Source organism: Devosia lacusdianchii (genome assembly GCF_022429625.1).
GTDB lineage: Bacteria > Pseudomonadota > Alphaproteobacteria > Rhizobiales > Devosiaceae > Devosia > Devosia lacusdianchii.
Genome location: NZ_CP092483.1, coordinates 3,903,863 through 3,926,187, shown reverse-complemented (window position 1 = coordinate 3,926,187; position 22,325 = coordinate 3,903,863). Strand labels below are relative to the sequence as shown.

Below are 22,325 nucleotides of genomic sequence, written 5' to 3'. Positions count from 1 at the left end.
CCAAACCCGTCGATAGATGCGGACATGGATCCCGGCCTGCGCCGGGATGACACCACGCTGGCGGCTTAGAGCCAGTCAGGTACGCTATCGAGCGCGATCAGTTCGTCCAGCGACTTGCGTGGGCGGATGACGTGGAAGCGGTCGCCGTCAACAAGCACTTCGGGGATCAGGGCGCGGGAATTATAGGTCGAGGCCATGACCGCGCCATAGGCGCCGGCGCTCATCACGGCGAGCAGGTCGCCCTCCTTCACGCCGGGCATGGTGCGGGCCTTGGCGAGGTAATCGCCGGTCTCGCAGACCGGGCCGACAATGTCGGCGGTGATCGGGGCGAGGTTCGAGTGGTTGACCGGCACGATGTCGTGGTGGGCTTCGTAGAGCGTGGGGCGGATCAGATCGTTCATCGCCGCATCGACGATGACGAAATTGGTGCCGCCTTCCTTCACGTATTCGACCTTGGTGACGAGGATGCCGGCATTGCCGACCAGCAGGCGGCCGGGTTCGATCACCAGGGTGCAGCCGAGCTGGCCGATCTTGTCGCGGACCACGGCGGCATAGGCGGTCGGCAGTGGCGGGGCGGTTTCATCAACATTGTAGGGAATGCCGAGACCGCCGCCGACATCGACATGGCGGATGTCATGGCCGTCGGCCTTGAGCGCCATCACCAGTTCCGCCATCAGACCAAAGGCGGTGCCGAAAGGCTCGAGATCGGTCAACTGGCTGCCGATATGCATATCGACGCCCACCGCCTCGATATTGGGGAGTTCGGCGATGCGGCGATAGACGTCGCGGGCCCTGATATAGGGAATGCCGAACTTGTTCTCGGCCTTGCCGGTGGAAATCTTGGCATGGGTGCGGGCATCGACATCGGGGTTGATGCGGACGGACACGTGGGCGGTCTTGCCCATGTCGGAAGCGACCATGGAGAGGCGTTCGAGCTCGGGCTCGCTTTCGACATTAAAGCACTTGATGCCGGCCTCAAGGCCGCGGCGCATTTCGGCGACGGTCTTGGCGACGCCAGAAAAGACGATCATGTCCGGGGCAATACCGGCGGCGAGGGCGCGCTCGAGCTCGCCCAACGACACCACGTCGGCGCCGGCGCCTTCGGAGGCCATGAGCTTGAGCACGGCCTGGTTGGAATTGGCCTTCATGGCATAGGCCAAGAGGGTGGGTATGCCGTCGAAGGCGGCCTTCACCACGCGCACATGGCGGCGGAGCGTGGCAGAGGAATAGACATAGAACGGCGTGCCGACCTGGGCGGCGAGGTCATTGAGGTTGACGTCCTCGGCGAAAAGCGTGTCGCCGCGATGTTCGAAATGGTGGACCATTTTGCTCTCGATCTGCCCACACCCCACCATGTCACCCCGGCGAAGGCCGGGGTCCATCCTGAGATCGAGGGATTTACTGCATCTCAGGATGGATTCCGGCCTGCGCCGGAATGACACCGCGAGTGCTGATGATTTCGGGAGAAATCCCTATGCCAAGCCCGTCAAAAACGGAAGCAAGACTTATCGATCCGCTTCATAAGCGGCCTCGATACGGTCCGCGACAAGCGATTGCAGTTGCCAGAGGTGGGGATCGTGAATGCCCATGTCTTCGAGGTGCCGCACGGTGGCGAAGAGGTATTCGGCCATCGAGCCGCGCGTGCCGACGGCCGTTGCCAGCACGTCCGCGATGCGGTCGATGGAAAGGCCTGAGACATAGCGGCCGGAATGGCGGTCGATGCAGAAGGTGATGGCCCGAATGATGCGGTCGCCGCTGCGCACATTGATCCAGCGCGGCGGGAAGGGCGAGGGCAGCCAGCCCATTTCGCGCTCCAGCAGCTTGGTCATGTTCTCATCGATACGACCTGGTGGCAGGCGATAGAGCACGCCGTTGCAAGCGCCGCCGCGGTCGAGCGCCAGCATCAGGCCGGGGGTTTGATCGGAGCCGCGAAAGCGGTTATTCCAGCCCAGGCAGAACGAGCGGTGCCAGCCGCGCACCAGGCCGGTGCGCATCTCGACGAAATCACAGGCCGGTTTCCAGATCAGCGAGCCATAGGCGAAGATCCAGACTTCGTCGTGGTTGCGGTCGGGGCCGAGCAGGGTGTTGGTGGTTTGGACGTGGTCGCCCGCCGTCGCTGCGCGCATTCCCGCTGGCGGTGGCGGCAGGTCTTCGGAGGTTTCGAGCGGCTGCAGATAGCCGACATGGCGCTCGGTGAGGCGCATTTGTCGGTTCGGTTTTGTCACCTAGTGCTGCTCCCGCCACATCGATGTCATCCCGGCCTTGAGTCGGGATTCATCTTGAGATTTCAGGATGGGCCCCGGCTCAAAGCCGGGGTGACACCGTGTGTGTGGCTCCAACAATGCCTATTGGAGGCAATGATTGGCGCAACATCCTGCTTTACTCAACCCCGCCATCGCCGTGCCCAGATGACTTCTTCTTGCTCAATGGGCGCGGTTCGTGCGGCTGGCCGGTGAGGAGGGTCTTCCAGCGGGCGGCCTGAACGAGCACATTGGCCGGGGCTGTGCCGCCATAGGATTGGCGGGCGGCGACCGAGGCTTCGACGGTCAGCACCTTGTGGATGCGGCTATCGATGCGCTGGTCGATGAATTTGAAGTCCTCGATGGTGAGGCCCTCGAGACCGGTGCCCTTCTGCTCGGCCAGCGCGACGATCTGCCCGGTAATGTGGTGGGCGTCGCGGAAGGGGATGTTGAGCTGGCGCACCAGCCAGTCGGCGATATCGGTCGCGGTCGAGAAGCCTGCCGAGGCCGAAGCGCGCATCCGCTCCCTGTTAGCGGTGAGATCGCCGACCATGCCGGTCATGGCGGCCAGTGAAAGTGACAGCGAATCGAGGGCGTCGAAGGCGACTTCCTTGTCTTCCTGCATGTCCTTGGAATAGGCCAGCGGCAGGCCCTTCATCACCACGAGCAGGCTGGTCAGCGCGCCGAGGATGCGGCCGATCTTGGCGCGAACCAGCTCGGCTGCGTCGGGGTTGCGCTTCTGCGGCATGATCGAGGAGCCGGTGGTGAACTTGTCCGAAAGCCGGATGAAGCCGAACTGGGCGCTGCTCCAGATCACCATTTCCTCGGCGAAGCGGGAAAGATGCATGGCGCAGATCGAGGCGGCGGCCAGGGTTTCAAGGATGAAGTCGCGGTCGGAGACGGCGTCGAGACTGTTGGCGGTGGGGCGGTCGAAGCCCAGCTTTTCGGCCGTCATATGGCGGTCGATGGGGTAGGGCGTTCCGGCCAAAGCCGCTGATCCCAAAGGACTTTCGTTCAGGCGCTTGCGGGCGTCGAGCAGGCGGCCGGCGTCGCGGCCGAGCATTTCGACATAGGCGAGCAGGTGGTGGCCGAAGGTGACCGGCTGGGCGCTTTGCAGGTGGGTGAAGCCGGGCATGATGGTCTCGGCTTCTTCCTCGGCGCGGGTCACCAGAGCGAGCTGGAGCGCGTGGACCTGCACCACCAGGGTGTCGATGGTGTCGCGGACATAGAGCTTGAAATCGGTCGCGACCTGGTCGTTGCGCGAACGGGCCGTGTGCAGCCTGCCGGCAGCATCGCCGATCTTTTCGCGCAGCCTGCTTTCGACATTCATGTGAATGTCTTCCAGCGCGCGCGAGAACGTGAAGCTGCCACTCTCGATTTCGGCCAGCACGTCGGATAGACCGGCGACGATGCTGTCGCGATCCTGCTGCGTCAGAATGCCCGTCTCTGACAGCATTGTGGCATGGGCGATCGATCCGGCAATATCCTGGCGGAACAGACGCTGGTCAAAACCGATCGAGGCGTTGATCTCTTCCATGATGGCGTCGGGGCCGGTGGCGAACCGTCCGCCCCACATCTTGTTGCTCATTCGACGACCTCGGAGACCTGTTATGACCGATACCAACGTGCCCCGCCGGGGAGCTTCGAGCCGGGTGCGGCTGTTGACTGTCCTGGGTGTGGCGGGATTGGGCGTAGCTATAGCGGCGTGGGTGTGGCTCGGCAATCCGGGACAGGCCAAGGAATGCCCGGTGCAGGAAGCGGCGGCGACGGCTATTGGCGACGCGGCGGTGGGTGAGCTGGCGGCGCTCAATGGCACCGGCGAAGGGCGCGGCTATGCCACGCTGGCCTTCAAGGATGCTTCGGGCAAGGCGATGACCATTGCCGATTTCAAGGGCAAGGCGTTGCTGGTCAACTTCTGGGCGAGCTGGTGCGTGCCGTGCCGCGAGGAAATGCCCGCGCTTGATGCCATCGCCACCAAATACAATTCGGATGCCTTCATGGTGCTGCCCATCAATCTCGATATCGGCGAAGGCGGGTTGGAGAAGGCGCAGGGGTTTCTCGACGAGAACCAGTTCGCCAACCTGCCGCTCTATGCCGATAATACGTTTGCGGCTTTCGAGCGACTGAAGCAGCAGGCGGTGGCGGTGGGGCTGCCGGCGACGCTGGTGCTGGATGAGAATGGCTGCGAGCTGGCGGTGCTGCAGGGACCGGCGGAGTGGAATAGCCCGGATGGGGAAGCGGTGATCGAGAAGCTGATCGAGCTCGGCGCCTAGATCAGGCGATCAACAACCGCGCCGGAGGAGATCACCGGCGCGTCGGCCTCGCCGGTCGGACTGACCCGGGCGTCGGCGGCCTGCGCGGCGTCCACGGCCAATTCGAGGTCCATGCGCAATTCTGCGACCTTGGCCATCTGCGCGTCGGCAGGCGTGTCGGTGCGATCGACAATGCGGTTGATCATGACGGCGGGGCCGATGCCGAGCGCGTTGCTCATGGCCTAGGCTTGCTTGTCGACCTTGAGGCCCTGGCCGGGCGGTGGGGCGGACAGTGCGGTCTGCATGAGATTGTTGAGCAGATCCGCCTGCATCTCATGGGCTTTCTTGAACACCGCGATCTGAATGCTGTTCTGGGTCGCCATGGTGTTCATCGCCACCATCTGCATCGAGAGATCTGAGTTCATCCGGACCTCCTGTGCTGATAGTCCACCGCGAAATCTAGGCCTCAGGTGTAAACAAAGCCTTGGTCAATCGTGGCGATTTGGTGAAACTTGTAGGCACCGCAGGCGCTTTACCAACCGTTAACGCTATCGCACAGTGACGGCCTTGCGGATGGCTAAGTTTATGGCTCACTTACGTTTATCCAGCCAGATGGGCATTACGGCTTGCTCTGTGGTTAGGCGACATGCTCGTTCAGGAACTCTTCATTACACTGGTTCACGGCGTCAGCCTGCTGGCGTTGATGGCGATCGCCTTTGGAGCGGTGGAACGCCAGAAGTGGCCCAAAACCATCACATCGATCACGCATGGCCTGATCTTCGGTTCGGGCGCGGTCATCGCCATGATGGCGCCGGCGCGGATTGGCGACGGCGTGATGGTGGATGCGCGCGCCCTCATCGTGGGTTTCGCGGCGGCCTTCGGCGGCTGGCCGGCAGCCCTGGTGGCGCTGGTGCTGGCGGCGGGCTACCGGGTGTGGCTGGGCGGCATGGGCGCGATGCCCGGCGCGATCGGCATTGCTGCCGCAGCCGCGCTCGGCCTCGGCTGGCGCTACTTCCTGCGTCCCAAGGGCCGTGTCAAAATGCACCACCTGGTCGTGCTCGGGTTGGTGGTTTCCTGCTACCTGCTGACCGGCGTCGCCATGGGCTATGCCAGCATATGGTCGCTGCTCAGCCTGATCGCGCCCTATATGGTTACCGCTTCGGTGGCGGCGTCGATATTGCTGGGATTGTTCGTCGATCGCGAACTCAATCAGATCAGCCGCGAGCGGCAGTGGAAGGCGCGGGCGCTTACCGACCCGCTAACGGCGCTGCCCAATCGGCGCGCCTTCGAACGCGGCGTGGCCGGCCTGCGGCCGCCCGAGGCGGAGGCGGCGCTGCTGATCCTCGACCTCGATCATTTCAAGGTCGTCAACGACACCCATGGTCATGCCGCGGGCGACTATGTGCTGCAGCAGGTATCGATGATCCTGCGGGCCAATATGCGCAATCGCGACCTGCTGTCGCGCTTGGGCGGTGAGGAACTGGCGGTACTGCTGCCCGATACCGGGCTGGCCTTGGCGCGGCAGATCGCCGACCGGTTGCGCCAGGCGATCGAGACGCTCGAAATCCATTGGGAGGGGCAGGTCATCCGGATCACGGCGAGTTTCGGCGTCGCCGTAGCGCCGGGAACGCTGCCCGCCGCCGATCTCTTCGTGCAGGCCGATGCCGCGCTTTATGCGGCCAAGCGCAGCGGGCGCAATCGCGTGGCGTTTGCCGGCGATGTGCTGCTGTTGCGGCCGGTCAGCGGCCACCCAGAAGCGCCACCTCACGCCGCCTAAAGCCGGCGGCAAGGATGATGCCGGCGGCAAAACCGCCGAGATGGGCCCACCAGGCCACCGGCTGGTCCGAGCCGACAAGCACATAGAAGAGCTGCGTCGCCAGCCAAAAGCCGAGCATCCAGAAGGCCGGAACGGGCAGGGGGATCGGAATGACGATACGCGCCAGGACCAGCACGCGGGCATGCGGGTAGAGCAGCACATAGGCCCCCATGACGCCGGCGACCGCGCCTGATGCGCCGATCAGCGGGCCATTGCCATCGAAATTGAAGGCCAGGTGCGCCAGCGCGGCGCAGACGCCGCAGGCCAGGTAGAACAGGAAGAATTTCACGTGTCCCATGGCGTCTTCGATATTGTCGCCGAAGATCCAGAGAAACAGCATATTGCTCAGCAGATGCAGCCAGTCGGCATGCAGAAACACATAGGTGAAGAGCGTCGCCCAATCGGGCAGCCACGGCACGGGCTGCGGATAAACATCGCGGACCACGATCGGGATCATGCCGAAATCGATGGTCGCCTGGTCGAAGGCGGCCTGCGGCAACACGGCCTGGACCAGGAAGCAGAGTGTGGTGAAGGCGATGAGACTGTAGTTGACGAAGGGAAACCGGATGTGGCGGATCGGGTTGGCGTCGTGCAGAGGCAGAAACATCGGCCCGCTACTTCTTGACGTCGCCGTAGACCCCTGGCACCCAGAGCACGTCGCGCGTGCCATTGGCATTGGCGACGCGGGCCATCACGAAGAGCAGGTCCGATAAGCGGTTGAGGTAGCGCACGGCCTCGGGATTGGTGTCCTCGGTGGCGGCCAGTTCGACGGTGATGCGCTCGGCGCGCCGGGTCACGGTGCGGGCGACATGCAGCGCCGCCGCCAGCGGGGTACCACCAGGCAGGACGAAGCTACGCAGCGGCTCGAGGTCGGCGTTGAAGTGGTCGATCTGTTTTTCGAGAAACTCGGTCTGGACCGGGCGCACCCGCAATGAGGGATGCTCGGCGTCCGGATCGTCGGCGCCGGGAGTGGCGAGATCGGAGCCGACATCGAAGAGATCGTTCTGGATGCGGCCCAGGATCATGTCGATCTTGGGCATGGAGGTGGTGTGGATGCGGGCCTGGCCGATGGTGGCATTGGCCTCGTCGACCGTGCCATAGGCTTCAACGCGCAGGTCATATTTGGGCCGGCGGGGGCCGCGAACGAGGCCCGTGGTGCCGTCGTCGCCGGTCTTGGTGTAGATGACGTTGAGCTTGACCATTATGCCTCTAGCGCTGGCCGCCGAAGAGGAAGAGCGCGCCCAGCAGCAGCACCAGAGCAACGGCCTGGCCGATGACGCGCAGGCGCATCAGGCGCTGGCTGGTATTGCCGGGTCCGCCCTTGAGCATGTTCCACAGGCCCATGCCGAGCACGACGACAACGAAGAGCAAAGCGAGAGCGATAGCGATATTGAGAGCGGTCTGCATGGGATCCTGCGCGGCTGGGCCTGGAACTTGCCATCTCCGGCCGGGGCCGGGATCGATCGGTTCTAGCTATTGATATAGGTGTGAAGACCCTCGGCCAATGCGTCATAGATGGCACGAATCCGATGGGACGTGAACAATTCCCTGTGGGTGGTGAGCCAGACTTCGAGCGGCGGGATGGCGAGGTCGAGCGGCAGCGCCACCATGCCGGGCGTGTGGCGCACGAGACTGGCCTGGGCGAAGCCGACGCCGAGTCCGGCTTTCATCACTTCCCAGAGGTGGCATTGGTCATCTGAGCGCAGAACGAAGTTATCGCGGCGCAACGGCAGGCCGATCTTTGTGGCATGGGCGATGATGGCGTCGGAGCGGTCGAGGCCGATCATGTCGTGACCATAGAGATCGGCAACCGTGGCCGGCGTGCCGCGACGGTCGAGATAGTTCTGGTGGGCCGTGGCGATGAGCGGAAGGTCCCCGAGATGTTTGGTGACCAGTTCGAGCTGGGTCGGGCGGAACATGCGGATGGCGATATCGGCTTCGCGCAGCAGCAGGTTTTCGGCCGAATCTGAGGGAACGATCTCAAGTGCAATGGCCGGGTAGCGCTCGCGGATGGCGGCAAGGAGCCGGGGCAGTACATAGGTCGAGATGATGACGCTGGCGGTGATGCGTACCGTGCCGCCATACTCGGCCTGGGCCCCCTCGGCCATGATGGCGGCCTCGGCCAGCGATGCCTGGGCCTGCGCCACCGGCTCATAGATGCGCAATGCCGTGACGTTGGGTTTAAGCCCCGAGAGCGTGCGTTCGAAGAGCGTCAGGCCGAGATCGGCCTCAAGCGTCTCGACATGGCGGCCGACCGTGGGCTGACTGAGGCCGAGCTCACGCGCCGCGGCCGAGAGCGAACCGTTGGCGACGACGGCAGAAAAGCTGCGCCACAGCGCCCAATCCGGTTCTCTATTCATAATTGAATGCCAAACCTACACAATCAGCGGATATCGCAACGTTATTGAATGGCCGATGCTGTGTCCATCAACAAACGGAGACAGTCGATGAGCAAGGGCAAAGTCACGGTTCTGGGCATTAACGGCCATATCGGCCACCACGCCGCCAAGGCGTTTCATGAGGCCGGTTTCACGGTCAGCGGCTTCGGCCGGTCCAACAGGCAGCCGATCGCGGGCGTGACCTTCATCCAGGGCGATGCGGGGAGCCTGGCCGACCTGCGGGCGGCAATCGCCGACGCCGAGATCGTCGTCAACGCGCTTAACCTGCCATATGACAAATGGGACAAGGGCCGCGCCGAGGCGCAACTGGCGACAGTGATCACCGCCATGGGTGATAGCGGCAAGACCATGCTCTATCCCGGCAATGTCTATAATTACGCCGCTACCGATCGGCGCATGGCGCCGTCGACGACGCAGCATCCGCAGACGCCGCGCGGCGCCATCCGGGTGCGGCAGGAAGACATGCTGAAGTCAGCGTCCAAGGCGGGCAAGTTCCAGACCATCATCCTGCGGGCCGGCGATTTCTATGCACCGGGCAATGTGGGCGACTGGTACGATCAGGCCATGATGATGGAGATCAAGAAGGGCAAGGTCTACCACATGGCCGATCTGAAGGTTGGTCACGCCTGGGCCTATCTGCCCGACCTTGGCCGCGCCTTTGCGGTGCTGGCCGAAAAGCGGGGCGAGCTGAGCGCATTCGAGAATTTCCACTTCGCCGGGCATTATGCGACTCATGGCGCGCTGATGGACGCCATTGTCGCGGCCTCGCCGACGCCGCTCAAGGTGGCGCCGCTACCGTGGATTTTCCTCCAGGCCATGGGCCTCGCCAATGGCGTCATTCGGGAGGTGGTCAAGATGCGCTACCTTTGGAACAACTCGATGGAGCTGGTCGACCCCCGGCTCGACGCGATGCTGGGCCCCGATTTCGGTACGCCCTTCGCGGTCGCGGTGGCCGAAACGGTGAAGCCGTATCTGGCGCAGAGGGCGGCGGCCTAGGTTGCGTCGCAGCCTCACCACGGCGTCATCACCGGGCTTGTCCGGGTGATCCATGGTTGAAGGGGCATTGCAAGATGGATTGCCCGGACAGCCGGGCAATGCCGGCGGAAATGCATTTCGCGTCGGGCGGTCTATCCGCCCAACCCCACAGCGCGCCTCACATCCTCCGGCGTCCACCCCTTGGCGCGCAGGTCGCGAAGGCTCTCCGAGCCCTTTGACTTGGCCAGCTTGCGGCCAGCGTCGTCGAGAATGAGCTTGTGGAAATGATAGATGGGGGTGGGCAGGCCGAGCAGCATTTGCAGCAGCACGTGCATGTCGGTCCCCGCCTCCATGTCTCGTCCGCGCGTGACATGGGTCACGCCCTGGGCGGCGTCGTCGACGACAACGGAGAGATGATAGCTGGTCGGGGTGCCCTTGCGCTGGAGTACGACATCGCCCCAGCGTTCGGGGTGGGCATGGCGGATTTGCGGACGATCGGTGACCAGCGGGCCGACTATGGTGAAGGTCAGCATGCCGACGCGGTCGATGGCCCCTGCCGTATCGAGGCGAAACTGCACGGGATCGCCGCGTTCGAGCCGTTCGATCTGCTGGCCGCGATCGAGGTGCTTGCAGGTGCCGGGATAGAGTGGCGCGCCTTCCGGGTCGGTTCCCGCCGCGGCCGCAGCGATCTCGCTACGGGAACAGAAGCAGGGATAGAGCAGGTCGTGCTGGCGCAGGCGGTTGCCGGCATCGGCATAGAGGTCGAAACGGTGCGACTGGCGCAGCACCGGTTCGGGCCAGTCGAGCCCCAGCCAGCGCAAATCCTCGAGGATCGCGTCGACAAATTCGGGTTTACTGCGTTCGATGTCGATGTCTTCGATCCGCAGCAGCGCAATCCCGCCCAGCAGCCTTGCCGCATTCCAGGTATAGAGCGCCGAATAGGCATGGCCGAGATGCAACAGCCCATTGGGGCTGGGGGCGAAGCGGAGGACAGGTTTTGACGATGATCGTGGCACGGGGAATTACTACATGAGCTTGATCGAGCCGTCACCGCGCCTCGACAGCGTCGAGGCAATCGCCGGCCACATCGAGATGCTGGTGGGGATCGATCCACGCTTGGCCGCGGTGCGCGACTTTGCCGGTCCGGTGCAGCCGCGCATCACCGAGCCGGGATTTGTCGGCATAGCCAAGGTCATCTGCGGACAGCAATTGTCGGTAGCGAGCGCCAGGGCGATCTGGAGCCGGTTCGAACTGCTGCCGGGGGCGCTCGATCCGGTGAGCTATCTCAGCCTCAGCGAGGAAGAGGTGCGGGCCACCGGGTTTTCTGGCGGCAAGTTCCGCACCGTGCGGGCCATTGCCGAGGCCATGGCGGCCGGCGCGCTGGATTTCGACCATCTCGAAACCCTGACGGCAGAGGAGGCGGTGCGCTATCTCGTGGCTCATAAGGGCATCGGGCCGTGGACCGCCGAAGTGTACTTGATGTTCTGCGCCGGCCATCCGGATGTATTCCCGGCCGGCGACCTGGCCCTGCTCAAGGCCGTGCAGCACGGATTAGGGCTGGAAGCGCGCCCGACCATCAAGGAAATGGTGGGTATCGCGAGCCACTGGACGCCGCATCGGTCCGCAGCCGCATTGCTGTTTTGGCGCTATTTCGCCGTCATGCGTGACCGCGAGGGCATCTTGTTATAACCTCATCTTGTTATAACCTCATTCATTTGAATGATGCCATGCCCGCGGCGGGATGGCACATTGGCCTGCAATTGCGAAAGCGCTGCCATGGCTGAAGAAATGTTTGCAGAGCTGGAGGACACCAAGGTCCAGTTGTACCAGTCTGTGCTCGGGCAGGACGGATGGGCGCAGGCAGCGAGAAAGCTGCGCGAGGTGGTTCGCTCGGATTTGGTCGCCCTGGCGGTGATCGACCAGCGCGTCGGCAACCATGTCCAGCTCTATGGCGACTGCGGCGAGAAGTACAAGCAGCTCTACCTCGATCTGCAAGTCGAGGGTGGCGACCCCTTCACGCCGGCCCTGCGAATATCGCGCCAGGGCGATGTTATTCTGGACGGCGCCCTTCCCCATTTCGAGCAATCCGGGCTCTTCGACGGCTGGATGCGCCCGCAGCACCAGCATAGCGGCGGGGTGCATAATCTAACCTCGCGCGATGGTATCTCGGCTTATTTCATGTTCAGCCGGGGCGGGCGGGCACCAAAATACACCCGGCGAGAAAGCGCGATCCTGACGGCGCTGAACGGGACATTGGCGCAGGTGATGGACCTGCATGCGCGCCTGGCCCGGGCCCAGCTGGAACAGACCGGACATGTGCTCAATGCGCAGGGTGTGGGCTGGATGGCTGTCGATCCGGACGCCAGGCTGGTCTGGGCCAATGACGCCGCTGACGCCATGCTGACAGAACCCTGGCCTGCCATAACGGTCCGGCACGGGGCGCTCAGCCTGGGTCAAGCCAGTCAGACCCGGCAGTTCTTGCGGGCGCTGCAAGCCGCGTGCTCAATCGACCCATGCCTGAGGCGGGGGTCGGACATGATCGTCGCTTCCATGGACGGCAGTAGCGCCTTTGCCCTCTCAATCGTGCCGGCTGACAATCTCTTCGTTCAAGGATTGCCAGCGCTCCACGGTGCCTATCTGGGAATACAGGATCTGTCGCGCCGGTTGACGCCGGGCTTCGAAGACCGTGTTCGCAGCATGTTCGACCTGACGGTCAAGGAGGCGCAACTCGCCGCGGCGCTGGCCATGGGGCAGACCGTGGCCGAGGCGGCAAGCGCACGCGGCGTGTCCCTGGCAACGGCGCGAACGCATCTGATGCAGATATTCCGCAAGACAGGCACGGGTCAGCAGAGCCAATTGGTATCACTGCTGCTCTCGGTCTTGCCTATCCCTTTTGTTTCTAATGGGCCGACGTCCGACCACATCTTGCGGCAAGGGCATTGAACGATTGAACGTACTTGACCGGATCTATGAAGCCGCTTTCGTGCCTGAGCTTTGGCCGGCGGCCTTGACCGAGGCAGCTGCCTTTGGCGGAGCCTGGTCCGGGGCCATGCTGATCGTCGACCGGCGCCTGCCGCCACTCTATTCGGCGACGGACAATATTATCGACACGCTGAGCGCCTTTGCCCAGACGCATCACTGGTACGAAAACACCCGGCTGCAGCGCATGCGCCGCAAGAACTATACGGGCTTTCTCGAGGTGGGTCAGTTCTCTACGCAGGAGGAACGGCTCCATGAGTTTTCGGAACGCAATCTCGAAGCTATGGGCGTCGGGTGGCAGATCGGCTCGGTGGTCGAACTGCCGGCCGGGGAAACCGTATTGTTCAGTTTCGAGCGGCTGGTGGGCGAGCCAAACTATTCCGAGCTCGATGTTGCGCGTTTCGACAGCCTGCGTCCGCACCTGGCGCGGGCCGGCCTGATCGGGGCCCGGCTCAAACTCGAACGGGCACAGGCCAGCGTCGACGCGATGAACGCGGTCGGGGTTCCCGCCGCTATCGTCATGGCGTCTGGCGTCGTGGTTTCGACCAATGCCTTGTTCGAAACGCTTGGCGATGTGCTGCGTGCGGCGGCGTTCGGGCGCATGGTCGCGGGCGACAGGGACGTCGACCGGCTGCTGCAGGCGGCGCTGCCGGGTCCGGGCCGGGAGCTGCCGCCCCATATCCGGTCGTTTCCGGTGCGCCGGAAAGAAGGTCGGCGGGCCATCGTGGTTCATGTCATCCCGCTGTTGCGATCGGCCAGCGATATATTCGAGCGCGGTTCTGCCATGGTTGCCGTGACCGGCTATGCCCTCGACGGCAATGTGCCCTCGGATGCCGTGTTGCGTGGGCTGTTCGACCTTTCGGCGGCCGAGGCCGGTGTCGCGGCCGAACTAGCCAAGGGGAGCACCGTGCAGGAGGTGGCGCAGCAACGCGGGACTTCGGTGGCAACGGCCCGAACGCATCTGGCGCAGATCTTTCGCAAGACGGGGACGCGCCAGCAGAGCGAATTGGTAGCGCTGCTCAAGGGTAGCCACACCTTCACGCCGCCCGAGCAGCCGGGAGAACCGGGCCCTTGAACCTGATCGACCGGATTTATGAAACCGCCTTCGTGCCTGAATTGTGGTCGGCAACGCTAACCGATATTGCCGCGCTTGTGGGTGCCTCGTCGGGAGCGTTCACGATCACCGACCGCCGTTTGCCGCCGCTGTATGCCGTCACGCCCAACCTAGTCGAATTCATGCAGGCGTTTGCCGCCAGCCAATACTGGTACGACAACCCCAGGATCGATCGGGCGCTGCGGCTCAATTATGCGGGATTTATGGAGCAGGGCCGCTTCACCACCGACGATGAGCGGCAAACGGAATTCGCCGAACCAGACCTGCATGAAGTCGGAACGGCCTGGCAGGCCGGGTCGCTGATCACGATGCCGGGCGGGGAACTCGTCGTCTTCAATTTCGTGCGGCCGGCAGAGCAGGACAACTTTGCTCAGGCCGATATCGCCCTGCTCGACGATTTGCGACCCCATCTGGCGCGGGCCGCCCTTCTGGCGACACGGCTGCGACTGGCGCGGGCGGAGGCCAGCGTGGCGACCATGAGTGTCATGGGGATACCAGCCGCGGTCATAGCGGCCAATGGCGTTGTCATCGCCAATAATGCGCTGTTCGAGACGCTGAGCGACGTGCTGCGACCGGCAGCCTTCGGGCGTCTCGCCGCATGGGATCGCGAGGTCGAGCGGCTGCTGCGAGCGGCCCTGGCGGGCGTGAACCAGGCGTCGCCGCCGCAAGTCCGTTCGTTTCCGCTGCGCGGCAGGCAGACGGAGCGGGCCGGCGTGATCCATGTCATTCCGCTATACCGATCGGCCAGCGACATTTTCGAGCGCGGCACCGCCCTTGTCGCAATCAGCGGCTATTCGGCGGAAGGCAATGTGCCAAGCGACGCGGTGCTGAGGGGCCTGTTCGACCTGTCGGCGGCCGAGGCCGGCCTGGCGACCGACCTGGCGGCGGGCAAGTCGCTCAAGGCGGCGGCCGAAGGGCGGCACATCGCCATGGCGACGGCCCGAACCCACCTGTCGCAGATCTTCCGCAAGACCGGAACGCACCAGCAGAGCGAGCTGGTGGCGCTGCTCAAGGGCAGCCATGCGTTCGGCCCTTGAACCAGTGACAGACTCGAAGGGCGGTGATGTGGCCGTTTGACCACATCTCTCGATAAGCGGCTGATACCGCGTAAAAATCATTCATATGAAGGATGCGGCAAGGCATCGAAGCAGGGGATTTTGCGGCTGTTGTATCTGGCAGCCGGAGATTGAAATGGGTGGATTGGTGTCGCGCGGGGCCTGCTTGGCCGTGGGCCTTATGGCGGGCGGGCTGGCAGGACCGGCAATGGCGCAGGAGGCTGTGGACTGGACCGGCTTTTATGCAGGCGTGTTCGCGGGCTATGGCCTCGATACGGCGATTGCCACATCGACCACTATGGCGCCAGTGACGGTCGAGAATAATCCGGGAGAGTTCCTGACCATAGGCAACAGCGATTACAACGAGCGGTTCCAGGCTTTGTTTGGCGGATTGCAGGTTGGCTACAACTATCAGTTCGACAACTTCGTGTTCGGCGTCGAGGGGGCTCTGGCCCTGGGCGGCTTCAACAAGGCGCGCGGGAGCAATCTTGTGCTCAACCAGGTCGACGGCGCCGACTTTACGAACCTTGCTGCTGATGAGCGCACTGAGTTTTCCATCGACTGGCTGACCACGTTCGCGGGCAGGGCCGGCATGGATTTCGATGGTTGGCTGGTCTACGGCAAGGCCGGTGTCGCCGTTGCCGACCTGAGCGCGGTGTCCTCGTCCACGTTTTCCCTCGATAGCAATGATCCTGCACCGTTCCTGCCCAACGGTACCTATACGTCCGGCAGCACGACCGACGCGTTGCGTGTTGGAGCGGTCATCGGCATTGGCGTCGAGAAGAAGCTGACCGAGGCCGTGTCGCTTGGCCTTGAATACAATTACGTGGATCTGGGCAGCCTTGACGTAACGGCGCCCGCCGGCCTGGGTGGCATTCTCGGCGGTGGGGGTGACACCGAGCGGTTCACGGCAAGCATGCATTCGGTCAGAGCCGCGCTCAACTATCACTTCTAGCATGATCCCCGGCGGCCCGCTGCCGAGGCCGTCGTGGGGGAAGACGATCCTGACTGCCAACTTCGCCCGGCGATCGACCTCCCTCGCCGGGCGCTTTCCATGCTGGATTTTTGTCGCCCATGCGGGCAGGGTGCGCGAACCGTTTCTCAGGGTTCCCCATGCCGCCAAAACTCTCCGGTCCCATGCTCCCGCCCGCCTCCGGCGACTTGCCCAAGCAGGCCGTCGTGCTGCTGCACGGCTATGGCAGCGACGGCAGCGATCTGATCGGGCTCGCGCCGCATTGGCAGGGCGTGCTGCCCGATGCGCTGTTCGTATCGCCGAACGCGCCCGAGCAATGCCGGCAGCTGGCATCGGGCTTTCAATGGTTCGACATTGCCTTTGAGGGCGACCGGCTGACCAGCCGGCAAGAGGGGGTGAAGGCGGCCAGGCCGGTGCTCGTCCAATTCCTCGAGGACCTGTGGAGCCAGACCGGCATTGGGCCGGAACAGACGATCCTTGCCGGGTTCAGCCAGGGCGCGATGATGGCGCTGCATGTAGGGCTTTCGCTGGATCGGCCGCTGATGGGTGTGATCGGGTTTTCGGGTGCGTTCGTGCCGCCGGAAGGATTTGGCAGCACGGCTTTCGCCAAGCCGCCGGTCTGCCTTGTGCATGGCGACATGGATGAGGTGGTCGATCCGGAGTTCAGCGCCGATGCGGAGGTGGCGCTGCGGCTGGCAGGCTATGAGGTGAGCTATCACGTCAGCCTCGATGTGGGGCATGGCATTGCGCCGGACGGGCTGGCCTTCGCCACCGATTTCATCGCCCGCGTCGCAGCGAAATAAAGCGCTTCGTCCCCGCTTCACAGCCCTGACACAAAGGGCTTACTATAAGGGAGCTATGGACTTACTCGATTCCCGTTCCGGGAGACTCAAGTGACGATCCACGTGTCGCCTGAGGCCTGTCCCGCGCTTGTGCTGAACGCCGATTTCAGGCCGCTCAGCTATTATCCGCTGTCGCTCTGGTCTTGGCAGGATGCGATCAAGGCCGTGTGCCTCGACCGCGTCAATATCGTGTCCAATTACGATACGATCATCCACTCGCCCAGCTTCGAAATGCAGCTGCCCAGCGTGGTCTCGCTGAAGGATTATGTGAAACCGGCGCGGCATCCCGCGTTTACTCGCTTCAACGTGTTCCTGCGCGATCGTTTCCAATGCCAGTATTGCGGCTCCAAGGACGACCTGACCTTCGATCACGTCATTCCGCGCTCCAAGGGCGGCCAGACGACCTGGGAGAATGTCGTGGCGGCCTGCGCACCGTGCAATCTGCGCAAGGCCAACCGGATGCCGAGCGAAATCCGCATGTTTCCGCATCAGGCGCCGTATCACCCCACCGTGCACGACCTGCACAATAATGGCCGGGCCTTCCCGCCCAACCACCTGCACCAGAGCTGGCTGGACTACCTTTACTGGGATATCGAGCTGGAGCCGTAGGACTTGTCGATTGGTCGCTATTATTGGTGGGCGTCGGACAAGGAGGCTAGGGTGGCCATCAGTGCGGAACTGGGTGAGAATCTCGAAAAGGTCGTCAGCGATCTTGTCGAGAACGGGCGCTACAATTCCAAGAGCGAGGTTTTGCGCGAAGGCGTGAGGCTGGTGCAGGAGCGCGAGGCGCATTTGCGGGAGCTTGAGGCGAAGATACAGGCGGGCGTTGATGACTTCGAAGCTGGGAGGTCATCCACCATCGATCAGGCGTTTCAACGCGTCAGAAAGCAAATTGCCGCGGGTGCCACGCAGAAGGCATCATGATGCAGGTTCGACTCTCTGCCCCTGGCTGAGACCGACCTGCTTCATATTGGCCGATACATAGCCCTCGATAATCCGGATCGAGCGCTCACATTTATCGATGAGTTGTATCAGGCCTGCAGCGAGCTAGCATCCGGCCCGATGCGCTTCGCATTGCTTCCCCGCTTCGAGCATCGGGCGTTTCGGCGCCGGGTCCATGGTCGCTAGCGATCATCTATGCAGTCCACGCCGAGCAAATTCAGATCTGCCGCATCCTCTCAGCGGCGGTAGATCTTGGTTCGGCGCTCGTGGATAGCTAGACCCGGTTACGCCGACCCATTTGTGCGGCGATGGAGATGATGAGCAGCACGACGATGACGAGCGAGATCAGGGCGTTGTACCCGGCCAGCGAGATGCCGAGGAAGCGGAACTGGACGACGTCGCAGCCGATGACCGGGGTCATGTTGTTCAGCGCGTTGAAATCCATGGATTCGCCGACGCCGGTGCAGGCGGTGGGCCCGGGCCAGAAACCCCATTCGACGCCGGCATGGAAGGCGCCCATATAGGTGCCCCAGACGAAAATGGCGGTCACGATAGCCATGGCGACGTACCAGACCGCTAGCGGCAGGCGGTTCCAGGTGATGAGCACGGCCAGCAGGATCGGCAGGCCATAATAGTAGGACATGCGCTGTTCGAGGCAGAGTTCACAGGGTTGCATGCCGCCGATGAATTGCGAGCCCAGTGCGCCCAGGATGGTGGCGAGGCCGAGGACGAAGGCGAGGCCGGCCGACTTCTTGTCGAGCGGTTGGAGGATCGATGCGGCCATGCTGGAAACTCTTGGGTGACGCTGTGAGGAGGGCTGGATAAACCGCTGACGCGGCGACTTCCAGCGGGAAACGGGCTTGTGATCAATCGCCCGGCAGGGTGATGCCAAGCGCTTGACGCAGGGCAATGGCATTGGCCGGGGCGTGCAGCTTATCCTCGTGGACGAAATAGGCGAAGACATCCTTGCCTGCGGCGGCCCAGGCGCCTGTCGTCCTGGCCCAGTCGGCGATATCGGCGTCTTTGTAGCCCTGCGCGTCGCCGCGTGCTGGGCCCTGCAGGCGGCAATAGGCGAAGTCGGCGGTGAGGTCGCGCGAGGGGTTCTCCGCGGTGTCGGCAATGACGCGCGCCACGTTGTGCTCAGCCAGGAGAGCGTTGACCTCTGGAGCGTCGAAGCTGGCATTTCGCAGTTCGATGGCGTGACGGATGGGGCCGACCCCGTCGGTGGTGAGGAATGGAGCCGACTTCAGCCGCTCGTCGGCCTTGCTGGCGAGCGCCACATACTGATCGGCGGTATGGGGTAGCAGGGCGAGGAAGGTCTCCAGCACCTCCCTATTATGGCTGATATTGGGCGGCAGTTGCCAGATGAAGGGGCCGAGCTTGGGGCCCAGGGCTAATGGTCCCGAAGCGAAGAAATTGGCCAGCTCCTGCTCGCAATTCTTGAGCCGCTTGATGTGGGTGACCAGTTGCGGGCCCTTGATCGAGAAGACGAAGCCGGTACGGGCCTCACCGGCCCATTTGGCGAAGCTTTCCGGCTTCTGGTTGGCGCGGAAGGTGGCGTTGATCTCGATGCTGCCAAGGCGCGAGCTGGCATAGGCGAGCTCTTTCTTTTGCACGAGCCCCTCGGGAAAGAAGGTGCCGCGCCAAGGTTCGAAGACCCAGCCTGCCGTTCCGGTTCTGACCTGTCCGCTCATCTTATACCCTCCAGCGCGCCCGGAGTTTTGCCTATGCGGCGCGCCGGTGCAACGGTTCTATTGCAGCGCGGTCATGGTGCTGAGGGGCGCCACTGGGCAGGCGCCGAGCGGATCGAGCGGCTGGGCCAGAGGGTCGTTGCGGTTGAAGACATAGCGCTTCTCGCAGACATCCCAGGCCGGCGGCTGGCGGGTTGCCTCGAAGATATCGGCGCCTTGCTTGAGGTTGGCCCAGAAGGCCGCATGCGGGCTCGCGGCATTGCTGGCGAGGTTGGCGTCAGTCATGCGGAAGGGAAAAAGCTGGAGCTGGAACGAGCGGTTGCCGCCGCTGAAGCTCTCGCGCGCCAGGGCATAGATTTCCTTGATCTGCTCGTCGGTGACGGCGTAGCAGCCGACCGATTTGCAATCGCCATGCACCATCAGATTGGTGCCGGTGCGGCCCCAGGCCTGGTCGAACTTGTTGGGAAAGCCGGTATTGAACGAGAGCCAGTAGGACGACTTGGGATTCATCTGGGCAGGGGTGACGGTATAGAATCCCTCGGGCGATTGCATGTCGCCCTCGCGGAATTTTGGCCCGAGATCGCCCGACCAGGTGCAGATGGCATAGGTCTTGAACAGGACGAAGGCGCCGGTGCGCGTCCGCTTCCAGACTTCCAGCTCGGATGACTGCTTGTAGATGCGGATGAGCATGGCCTCTTGCGGGCTGGAGCCGATTTCGGCCAGCCTGGTGAGGACCGGTTTGCTCAACGCGACCATGTGCCGGTTATCGAACTGGCTGCAGGCCGCCAGCGCCAAGGCAACGAGAATGATGGTCAGTGCCCGCACGAGCCGCATGGTGACTACCGTATGTTAGGACGGCCCCGCCATACCCCCGAATGGCTGCCGTTCGCTCCAAAAATGACCGCGCCGCGGGTTTTAGACCGCAGCGCTTGGCTCCTAGTTTCGGCGCTGTTTCTTAACAAAATGGCTCAATTTGTCAGAATCGGGCGGCCAGTCGCAATCTTGTGTTGTCGTCGATGAAGGCTGCTGCCAGGGCGCTGGCATTGGCCTTGCGGAAGTCGGCACGCCGCCAGCCGAATACATCATGCAGGCGCTGGTACTCCTGGGTCAGCGTCAGATCGGTTGGGCCCCGGGCGTCGGTATTGATGCCGACGGAAAGGCCGCGGCGGGCGAGCCTGTCTACAGGGTGATCCTCGTAGCGTTCAAAGACGTCGATCTGGATATTGCAGGACGGGCAGACCTCAAGATGCACGCCATTGCCGGCGATGAGATCGAGAACGGCTTCGTCCTCGATGGCGCGGACGCCGTGACCGACCCGGCGCACGCCCAACTCTTCGATGACTTCGCATACGCTGCCAGCGCCGACAGCTTCGCCGGCATGGGCGGTGACATTGACGCCGCGCTCGGCGGCGGCGCGGAAGACCGGGATATGTTCGGTGAGGCTATAGCCGGCTTCGTCGCCAGCCAGGTCAAAGCCGCCGACGCCGTGCTCGGCATAGCGCGCGGCAAGGTAGAGCAATTCCATGCCCTGGGCCGTGTCGTCGGGTCGCAGCGTGCAGAGGATCAGACGGGCCTCGACCGGATAGATCGCCTTGCCTTCGGTAAGGGCCGCGAGCACAGTTTCGACCACAGCCTCGGTGGTGAGGCCGGCCTGCCGGTGCAGGTGGGGGGCAAAGCGGATCTCGGCATAGACGACGGTATCGTCGGCCAGTTGCCGCAACAGGTCGATAGTGGCGATGCGCAGGGCGGCGGTGGTTTGCAGCAGGGCGAGCGGCGCGGCCAGGTAGCGGAAATAGTCCACCAGGTTCCGACATTTGACCGGGGCCAGGAACTCGGCGCGATAGCGCTCCGGCGTCATGTCGGGCACCAGAGCCTGCACCGATTGAAAGCTCATCGAACAGTCGAGGTGGAGATGCAGCTCAACCTTGGGCATTGAGCGCAATTCTTCCGAGGTCAGCACGGTCATCGGATGCGCAACCCGGTGGCGCTGTCGAAGAGGAAGGCTCGTTCAGAGGCGAAACCGGTCTCGAGACGGCTGTTGACGGCGACGTGGCGGTTATCGCGCAATTCGATGGTTAGCGGATGCTCGGTGCCGGATTTGGCATAAGCGAAGGATGATCCGCCCAGATGCTCGATCAGCTCGACGTCCACGGCCAGTGGCACATTTCCTGAGGGAGTGAAATGCTCGGGGCGCACGCCGATCAGCAGTTCGGCTCCGGCGGGTGGCGGTGCGGCGATGGTCATGGGGACGGTGACGGCACCGTGATCGGGCAGGACGATCTGTCCGCCAGCATCGACCCGGGCGCGGAGGAAATTCATGCGCGGCGAGCCGATGAAGCCGGCAACGAACAGGTTATCGGGATCGTCGTAGAGGCTGAGCGGGGTGCCGACCTGCTCGACCCGTCCGGCGCGCAGCACGACGATTTTGTCCGCCAGCGTCATCGCCTCGACCTGATCGTGGGTCACATAGATCATCGTGGCGCCGAGCAGGGTATGGAGACGCGCGATTTCGAGGCGCATCTGCACGCGTAATTCGGCGTCGAGATTGGATAGCGGTTCGTCGAACAGGAAGACTTCGGGATTGCGCACGATGGCGCGGCCGATGGCGACGCGCTGGCGCTGGCCGCCAGAAAGCTGCTTGGGTTTGCGCGTCAGCAATTCGGTCAGGTGCAAGGCGCTGGCGGCTTCGGCCACCTTGCGGTCGACTTCCGCTCGCGGCACGCCATTCATGCGCAGGCCGAAGCCGATATTGTCGGCGACATTCATGTGCGGATAGAGCGCATAGGACTGGAACACCATGGCGACGCGCCGTTCCGACGGATCGAGTTCGGTGACGTCGCGGTCGCCGATGGCAATGGCGCCTGACGTGGTGTTTTCGAGACCCGCGATCATGCGCAGCAGGGTGGACTTGCCGCAGCCCGAGGGGCCGACAAACACCACGAACTCGCCATCGGCGATGTCGAGATCGACCCCGTGGATAATGTCGGTCTGACCGAAGGATTTCCTGACGCCCGAGAGAACGAGACCGGCCATGGGATAGCTCCGAA

General features: G+C 63.4%; 27 protein-coding genes. 12 read left to right on the top strand and 15 right to left on the bottom strand.

Translation table 11 applies throughout. The features are described from left to right. Positions 1 to 65 precede the first annotated feature (65 nt). The 3 genes from lysA to argH form a co-directional block, all read right to left on the bottom strand. Positions 66 to 1,325 carry a diaminopimelate decarboxylase gene (gene lysA / locus MF606_RS19320; RefSeq protein WP_240230952.1) on the bottom strand — a complete coding sequence of 420 codons (1,260 nt, stop codon included), beginning with the start codon at positions 1,323 to 1,325 and terminating at the stop codon, positions 66 to 68. 180 nt (positions 1,326 to 1,505) lie between these two features. Further along, the gene (locus tag MF606_RS19315; protein ID WP_240230951.1) at positions 1,506 to 2,225 is read right to left on the bottom strand and encodes a gamma-glutamylcyclotransferase; all 720 of its coding nucleotides are present in this window, start codon (positions 2,223 to 2,225) and stop codon (positions 1,506 to 1,508) included. A gap of 154 nt (positions 2,226 to 2,379) precedes the next feature. Further along, complete coding sequence (gene argH / locus MF606_RS19310) at positions 2,380 to 3,828, bottom strand: argininosuccinate lyase (protein WP_240230950.1); 1,449 nt, start codon at positions 3,826 to 3,828, stop codon at positions 2,380 to 2,382. A gap of 22 nt (positions 3,829 to 3,850) precedes the next feature. Here argH and MF606_RS19305 point away from each other — a divergent pair, with 22 nt between their 5' ends. Continuing rightward, on the top strand, positions 3,851 to 4,513 hold the full coding sequence (locus MF606_RS19305; protein WP_240230949.1) for a TlpA disulfide reductase family protein: 663 nt from the start codon (positions 3,851 to 3,853) through the stop codon (positions 4,511 to 4,513). Here the strand turns inward: MF606_RS19305 and MF606_RS19300 are convergent. Next, positions 4,510 to 4,731, bottom strand: a complete 222-nt coding sequence (locus MF606_RS19300) for a hypothetical protein (protein ID WP_240230948.1) — start codon at positions 4,729 to 4,731, stop codon at positions 4,510 to 4,512. The two genes, MF606_RS19305 and MF606_RS19300, sit on opposite strands and share 4 nt — an antisense overlap. Before the next feature lie 3 nt (positions 4,732 to 4,734). Beyond that, positions 4,735 to 4,917: a putative motility protein gene (locus MF606_RS19295; RefSeq protein ID WP_240230947.1), complete on the bottom strand. Its 183-nt coding sequence runs from the start codon at positions 4,915 to 4,917 to the stop codon at positions 4,735 to 4,737. 221 nt (positions 4,918 to 5,138) lie between these two features. On the opposite strand from MF606_RS19295, the gene MF606_RS19290 reads away from it, so the two are divergent. After that, positions 5,139 to 6,269 (top strand): GGDEF domain-containing protein, encoded by a 1,131-nt coding sequence (locus tag MF606_RS19290; protein WP_240230946.1) that lies wholly within the window; start codon positions 5,139 to 5,141, stop codon positions 6,267 to 6,269. Here the strand turns inward: MF606_RS19290 and MF606_RS19285 are convergent. The 4 genes from MF606_RS19285 to MF606_RS19270 form a co-directional block, all read right to left on the bottom strand. Then, positions 6,232 to 6,915, bottom strand: a complete 684-nt coding sequence (locus MF606_RS19285; RefSeq protein ID WP_240230945.1) for a rhomboid family intramembrane serine protease — start codon at positions 6,913 to 6,915, stop codon at positions 6,232 to 6,234. The two genes, MF606_RS19290 and MF606_RS19285, sit on opposite strands and share 38 nt — an antisense overlap. 7 nt (positions 6,916 to 6,922) lie before the next feature. Continuing rightward, positions 6,923 to 7,510 (bottom strand): cob(I)yrinic acid a,c-diamide adenosyltransferase, encoded by a 588-nt coding sequence (locus MF606_RS19280; RefSeq protein WP_240230944.1) that lies wholly within the window; start codon positions 7,508 to 7,510, stop codon positions 6,923 to 6,925. A gap of 7 nt (positions 7,511 to 7,517) precedes the next feature. Further along, a complete protein-coding gene (locus MF606_RS19275) occupies positions 7,518 to 7,715 on the bottom strand; it encodes a twin transmembrane helix small protein (RefSeq protein ID WP_240230943.1) in 198 nt (65 codons plus the stop codon). Between the two features lie 62 nt (positions 7,716 to 7,777). Further along, a complete protein-coding gene (locus MF606_RS19270; protein WP_240230942.1) occupies positions 7,778 to 8,668 on the bottom strand; it encodes a LysR family transcriptional regulator in 891 nt (296 codons plus the stop codon). A gap of 87 nt (positions 8,669 to 8,755) precedes the next feature. On the opposite strand from MF606_RS19270, the gene MF606_RS19265 reads away from it, so the two are divergent. After that, complete coding sequence (locus MF606_RS19265; RefSeq protein ID WP_240230941.1) at positions 8,756 to 9,703, top strand: NAD-dependent epimerase/dehydratase family protein; 948 nt, start codon at positions 8,756 to 8,758, stop codon at positions 9,701 to 9,703. Between the two features lie 131 nt (positions 9,704 to 9,834). Here MF606_RS19265 and gluQRS read toward each other — a convergent pair whose 3' ends face one another. After that, positions 9,835 to 10,698, bottom strand: coding sequence for a tRNA glutamyl-Q(34) synthetase GluQRS (gluQRS, locus tag MF606_RS19260; protein ID WP_240230940.1), 864 nt, complete (start codon positions 10,696 to 10,698; stop codon positions 9,835 to 9,837). Between the two features lie 13 nt (positions 10,699 to 10,711). Here gluQRS and MF606_RS19255 point away from each other — a divergent pair, with 13 nt between their 5' ends. From MF606_RS19255 to MF606_RS19215, 9 genes are all read left to right on the top strand, one after another. Next, positions 10,712 to 11,371 (top strand): DNA-3-methyladenine glycosylase family protein, encoded by a 660-nt coding sequence (locus MF606_RS19255; protein ID WP_240230939.1) that lies wholly within the window; start codon positions 10,712 to 10,714, stop codon positions 11,369 to 11,371. 87 nt (positions 11,372 to 11,458) lie between these two features. After that, positions 11,459 to 12,625 carry a helix-turn-helix transcriptional regulator gene (locus MF606_RS19250; protein WP_240230938.1) on the top strand — a complete coding sequence of 389 codons (1,167 nt, stop codon included), beginning with the start codon at positions 11,459 to 11,461 and terminating at the stop codon, positions 12,623 to 12,625. A 4-nt stretch (positions 12,626 to 12,629) separates the two neighbouring features. Beyond that, positions 12,630 to 13,736, top strand: a complete 1,107-nt coding sequence (locus MF606_RS19245; RefSeq protein WP_240230937.1) for a helix-turn-helix transcriptional regulator — start codon at positions 12,630 to 12,632, stop codon at positions 13,734 to 13,736. After that, positions 13,733 to 14,812 carry a helix-turn-helix transcriptional regulator gene (locus tag MF606_RS19240; RefSeq protein WP_240230936.1) on the top strand — a complete coding sequence of 360 codons (1,080 nt, stop codon included), beginning with the start codon at positions 13,733 to 13,735 and terminating at the stop codon, positions 14,810 to 14,812. The genes MF606_RS19245 and MF606_RS19240 overlap by 4 nt, the downstream gene beginning before the upstream one ends. A 154-nt stretch (positions 14,813 to 14,966) precedes the next feature. Continuing rightward, positions 14,967 to 15,785, top strand: a complete 819-nt coding sequence (locus MF606_RS19235; RefSeq protein WP_240230935.1) for an outer membrane protein — start codon at positions 14,967 to 14,969, stop codon at positions 15,783 to 15,785. Between the two features lie 158 nt (positions 15,786 to 15,943). Next, a complete protein-coding gene (locus tag MF606_RS19230; protein WP_240230934.1) occupies positions 15,944 to 16,606 on the top strand; it encodes an alpha/beta hydrolase in 663 nt (220 codons plus the stop codon). Positions 16,607 to 16,696: 90 nt separating this feature from the next. Beyond that, complete coding sequence (locus MF606_RS19225; RefSeq protein ID WP_240230933.1) at positions 16,697 to 17,254, top strand: HNH endonuclease; 558 nt, start codon at positions 16,697 to 16,699, stop codon at positions 17,252 to 17,254. A 51-nt stretch (positions 17,255 to 17,305) separates the two neighbouring features. After that, positions 17,306 to 17,569: a type II toxin-antitoxin system ParD family antitoxin gene (locus tag MF606_RS19220; RefSeq protein WP_240230932.1), complete on the top strand. Its 264-nt coding sequence runs from the start codon at positions 17,306 to 17,308 to the stop codon at positions 17,567 to 17,569. Positions 17,570 to 17,584: 15 nt separating this feature from the next. Continuing rightward, a complete protein-coding gene (locus tag MF606_RS19215; protein ID WP_338084462.1) occupies positions 17,585 to 17,773 on the top strand; it encodes a type II toxin-antitoxin system RelE/ParE family toxin in 189 nt (62 codons plus the stop codon). A gap of 88 nt (positions 17,774 to 17,861) precedes the next feature. Here MF606_RS19215 and MF606_RS19210 read toward each other — a convergent pair whose 3' ends face one another. The 5 genes from MF606_RS19210 to MF606_RS19190 all read right to left on the bottom strand — a co-directional run bounded on the left by MF606_RS19210 (position 17,862) and on the right by MF606_RS19190 (position 22,311). Continuing rightward, a complete protein-coding gene (locus MF606_RS19210) occupies positions 17,862 to 18,371 on the bottom strand; it encodes a disulfide bond formation protein B (protein WP_240230931.1) in 510 nt (169 codons plus the stop codon). An 82-nt stretch (positions 18,372 to 18,453) separates the two neighbouring features. Then, on the bottom strand, positions 18,454 to 19,281 hold the full coding sequence (locus tag MF606_RS19205; protein WP_240230930.1) for a DUF72 domain-containing protein: 828 nt from the start codon (positions 19,279 to 19,281) through the stop codon (positions 18,454 to 18,456). A gap of 57 nt (positions 19,282 to 19,338) precedes the next feature. Continuing rightward, entirely contained in the window at positions 19,339 to 20,112 is a 774-nt protein-coding gene (locus tag MF606_RS19200) for a L,D-transpeptidase family protein (RefSeq protein WP_338084391.1), read from the bottom strand. Between the two features lie 142 nt (positions 20,113 to 20,254). Then, positions 20,255 to 21,244 carry an adenosine deaminase gene (gene add, locus MF606_RS19195; protein WP_240230929.1) on the bottom strand — a complete coding sequence of 330 codons (990 nt, stop codon included), beginning with the start codon at positions 21,242 to 21,244 and terminating at the stop codon, positions 20,255 to 20,257. Continuing rightward, entirely contained in the window at positions 21,241 to 22,311 is a 1,071-nt protein-coding gene (locus tag MF606_RS19190) for an ABC transporter ATP-binding protein (protein WP_240230928.1), read from the bottom strand. The genes add and MF606_RS19190 overlap by 4 nt, the downstream gene beginning before the upstream one ends. Positions 22,312 to 22,325: the final 14 nt, after the last annotated feature.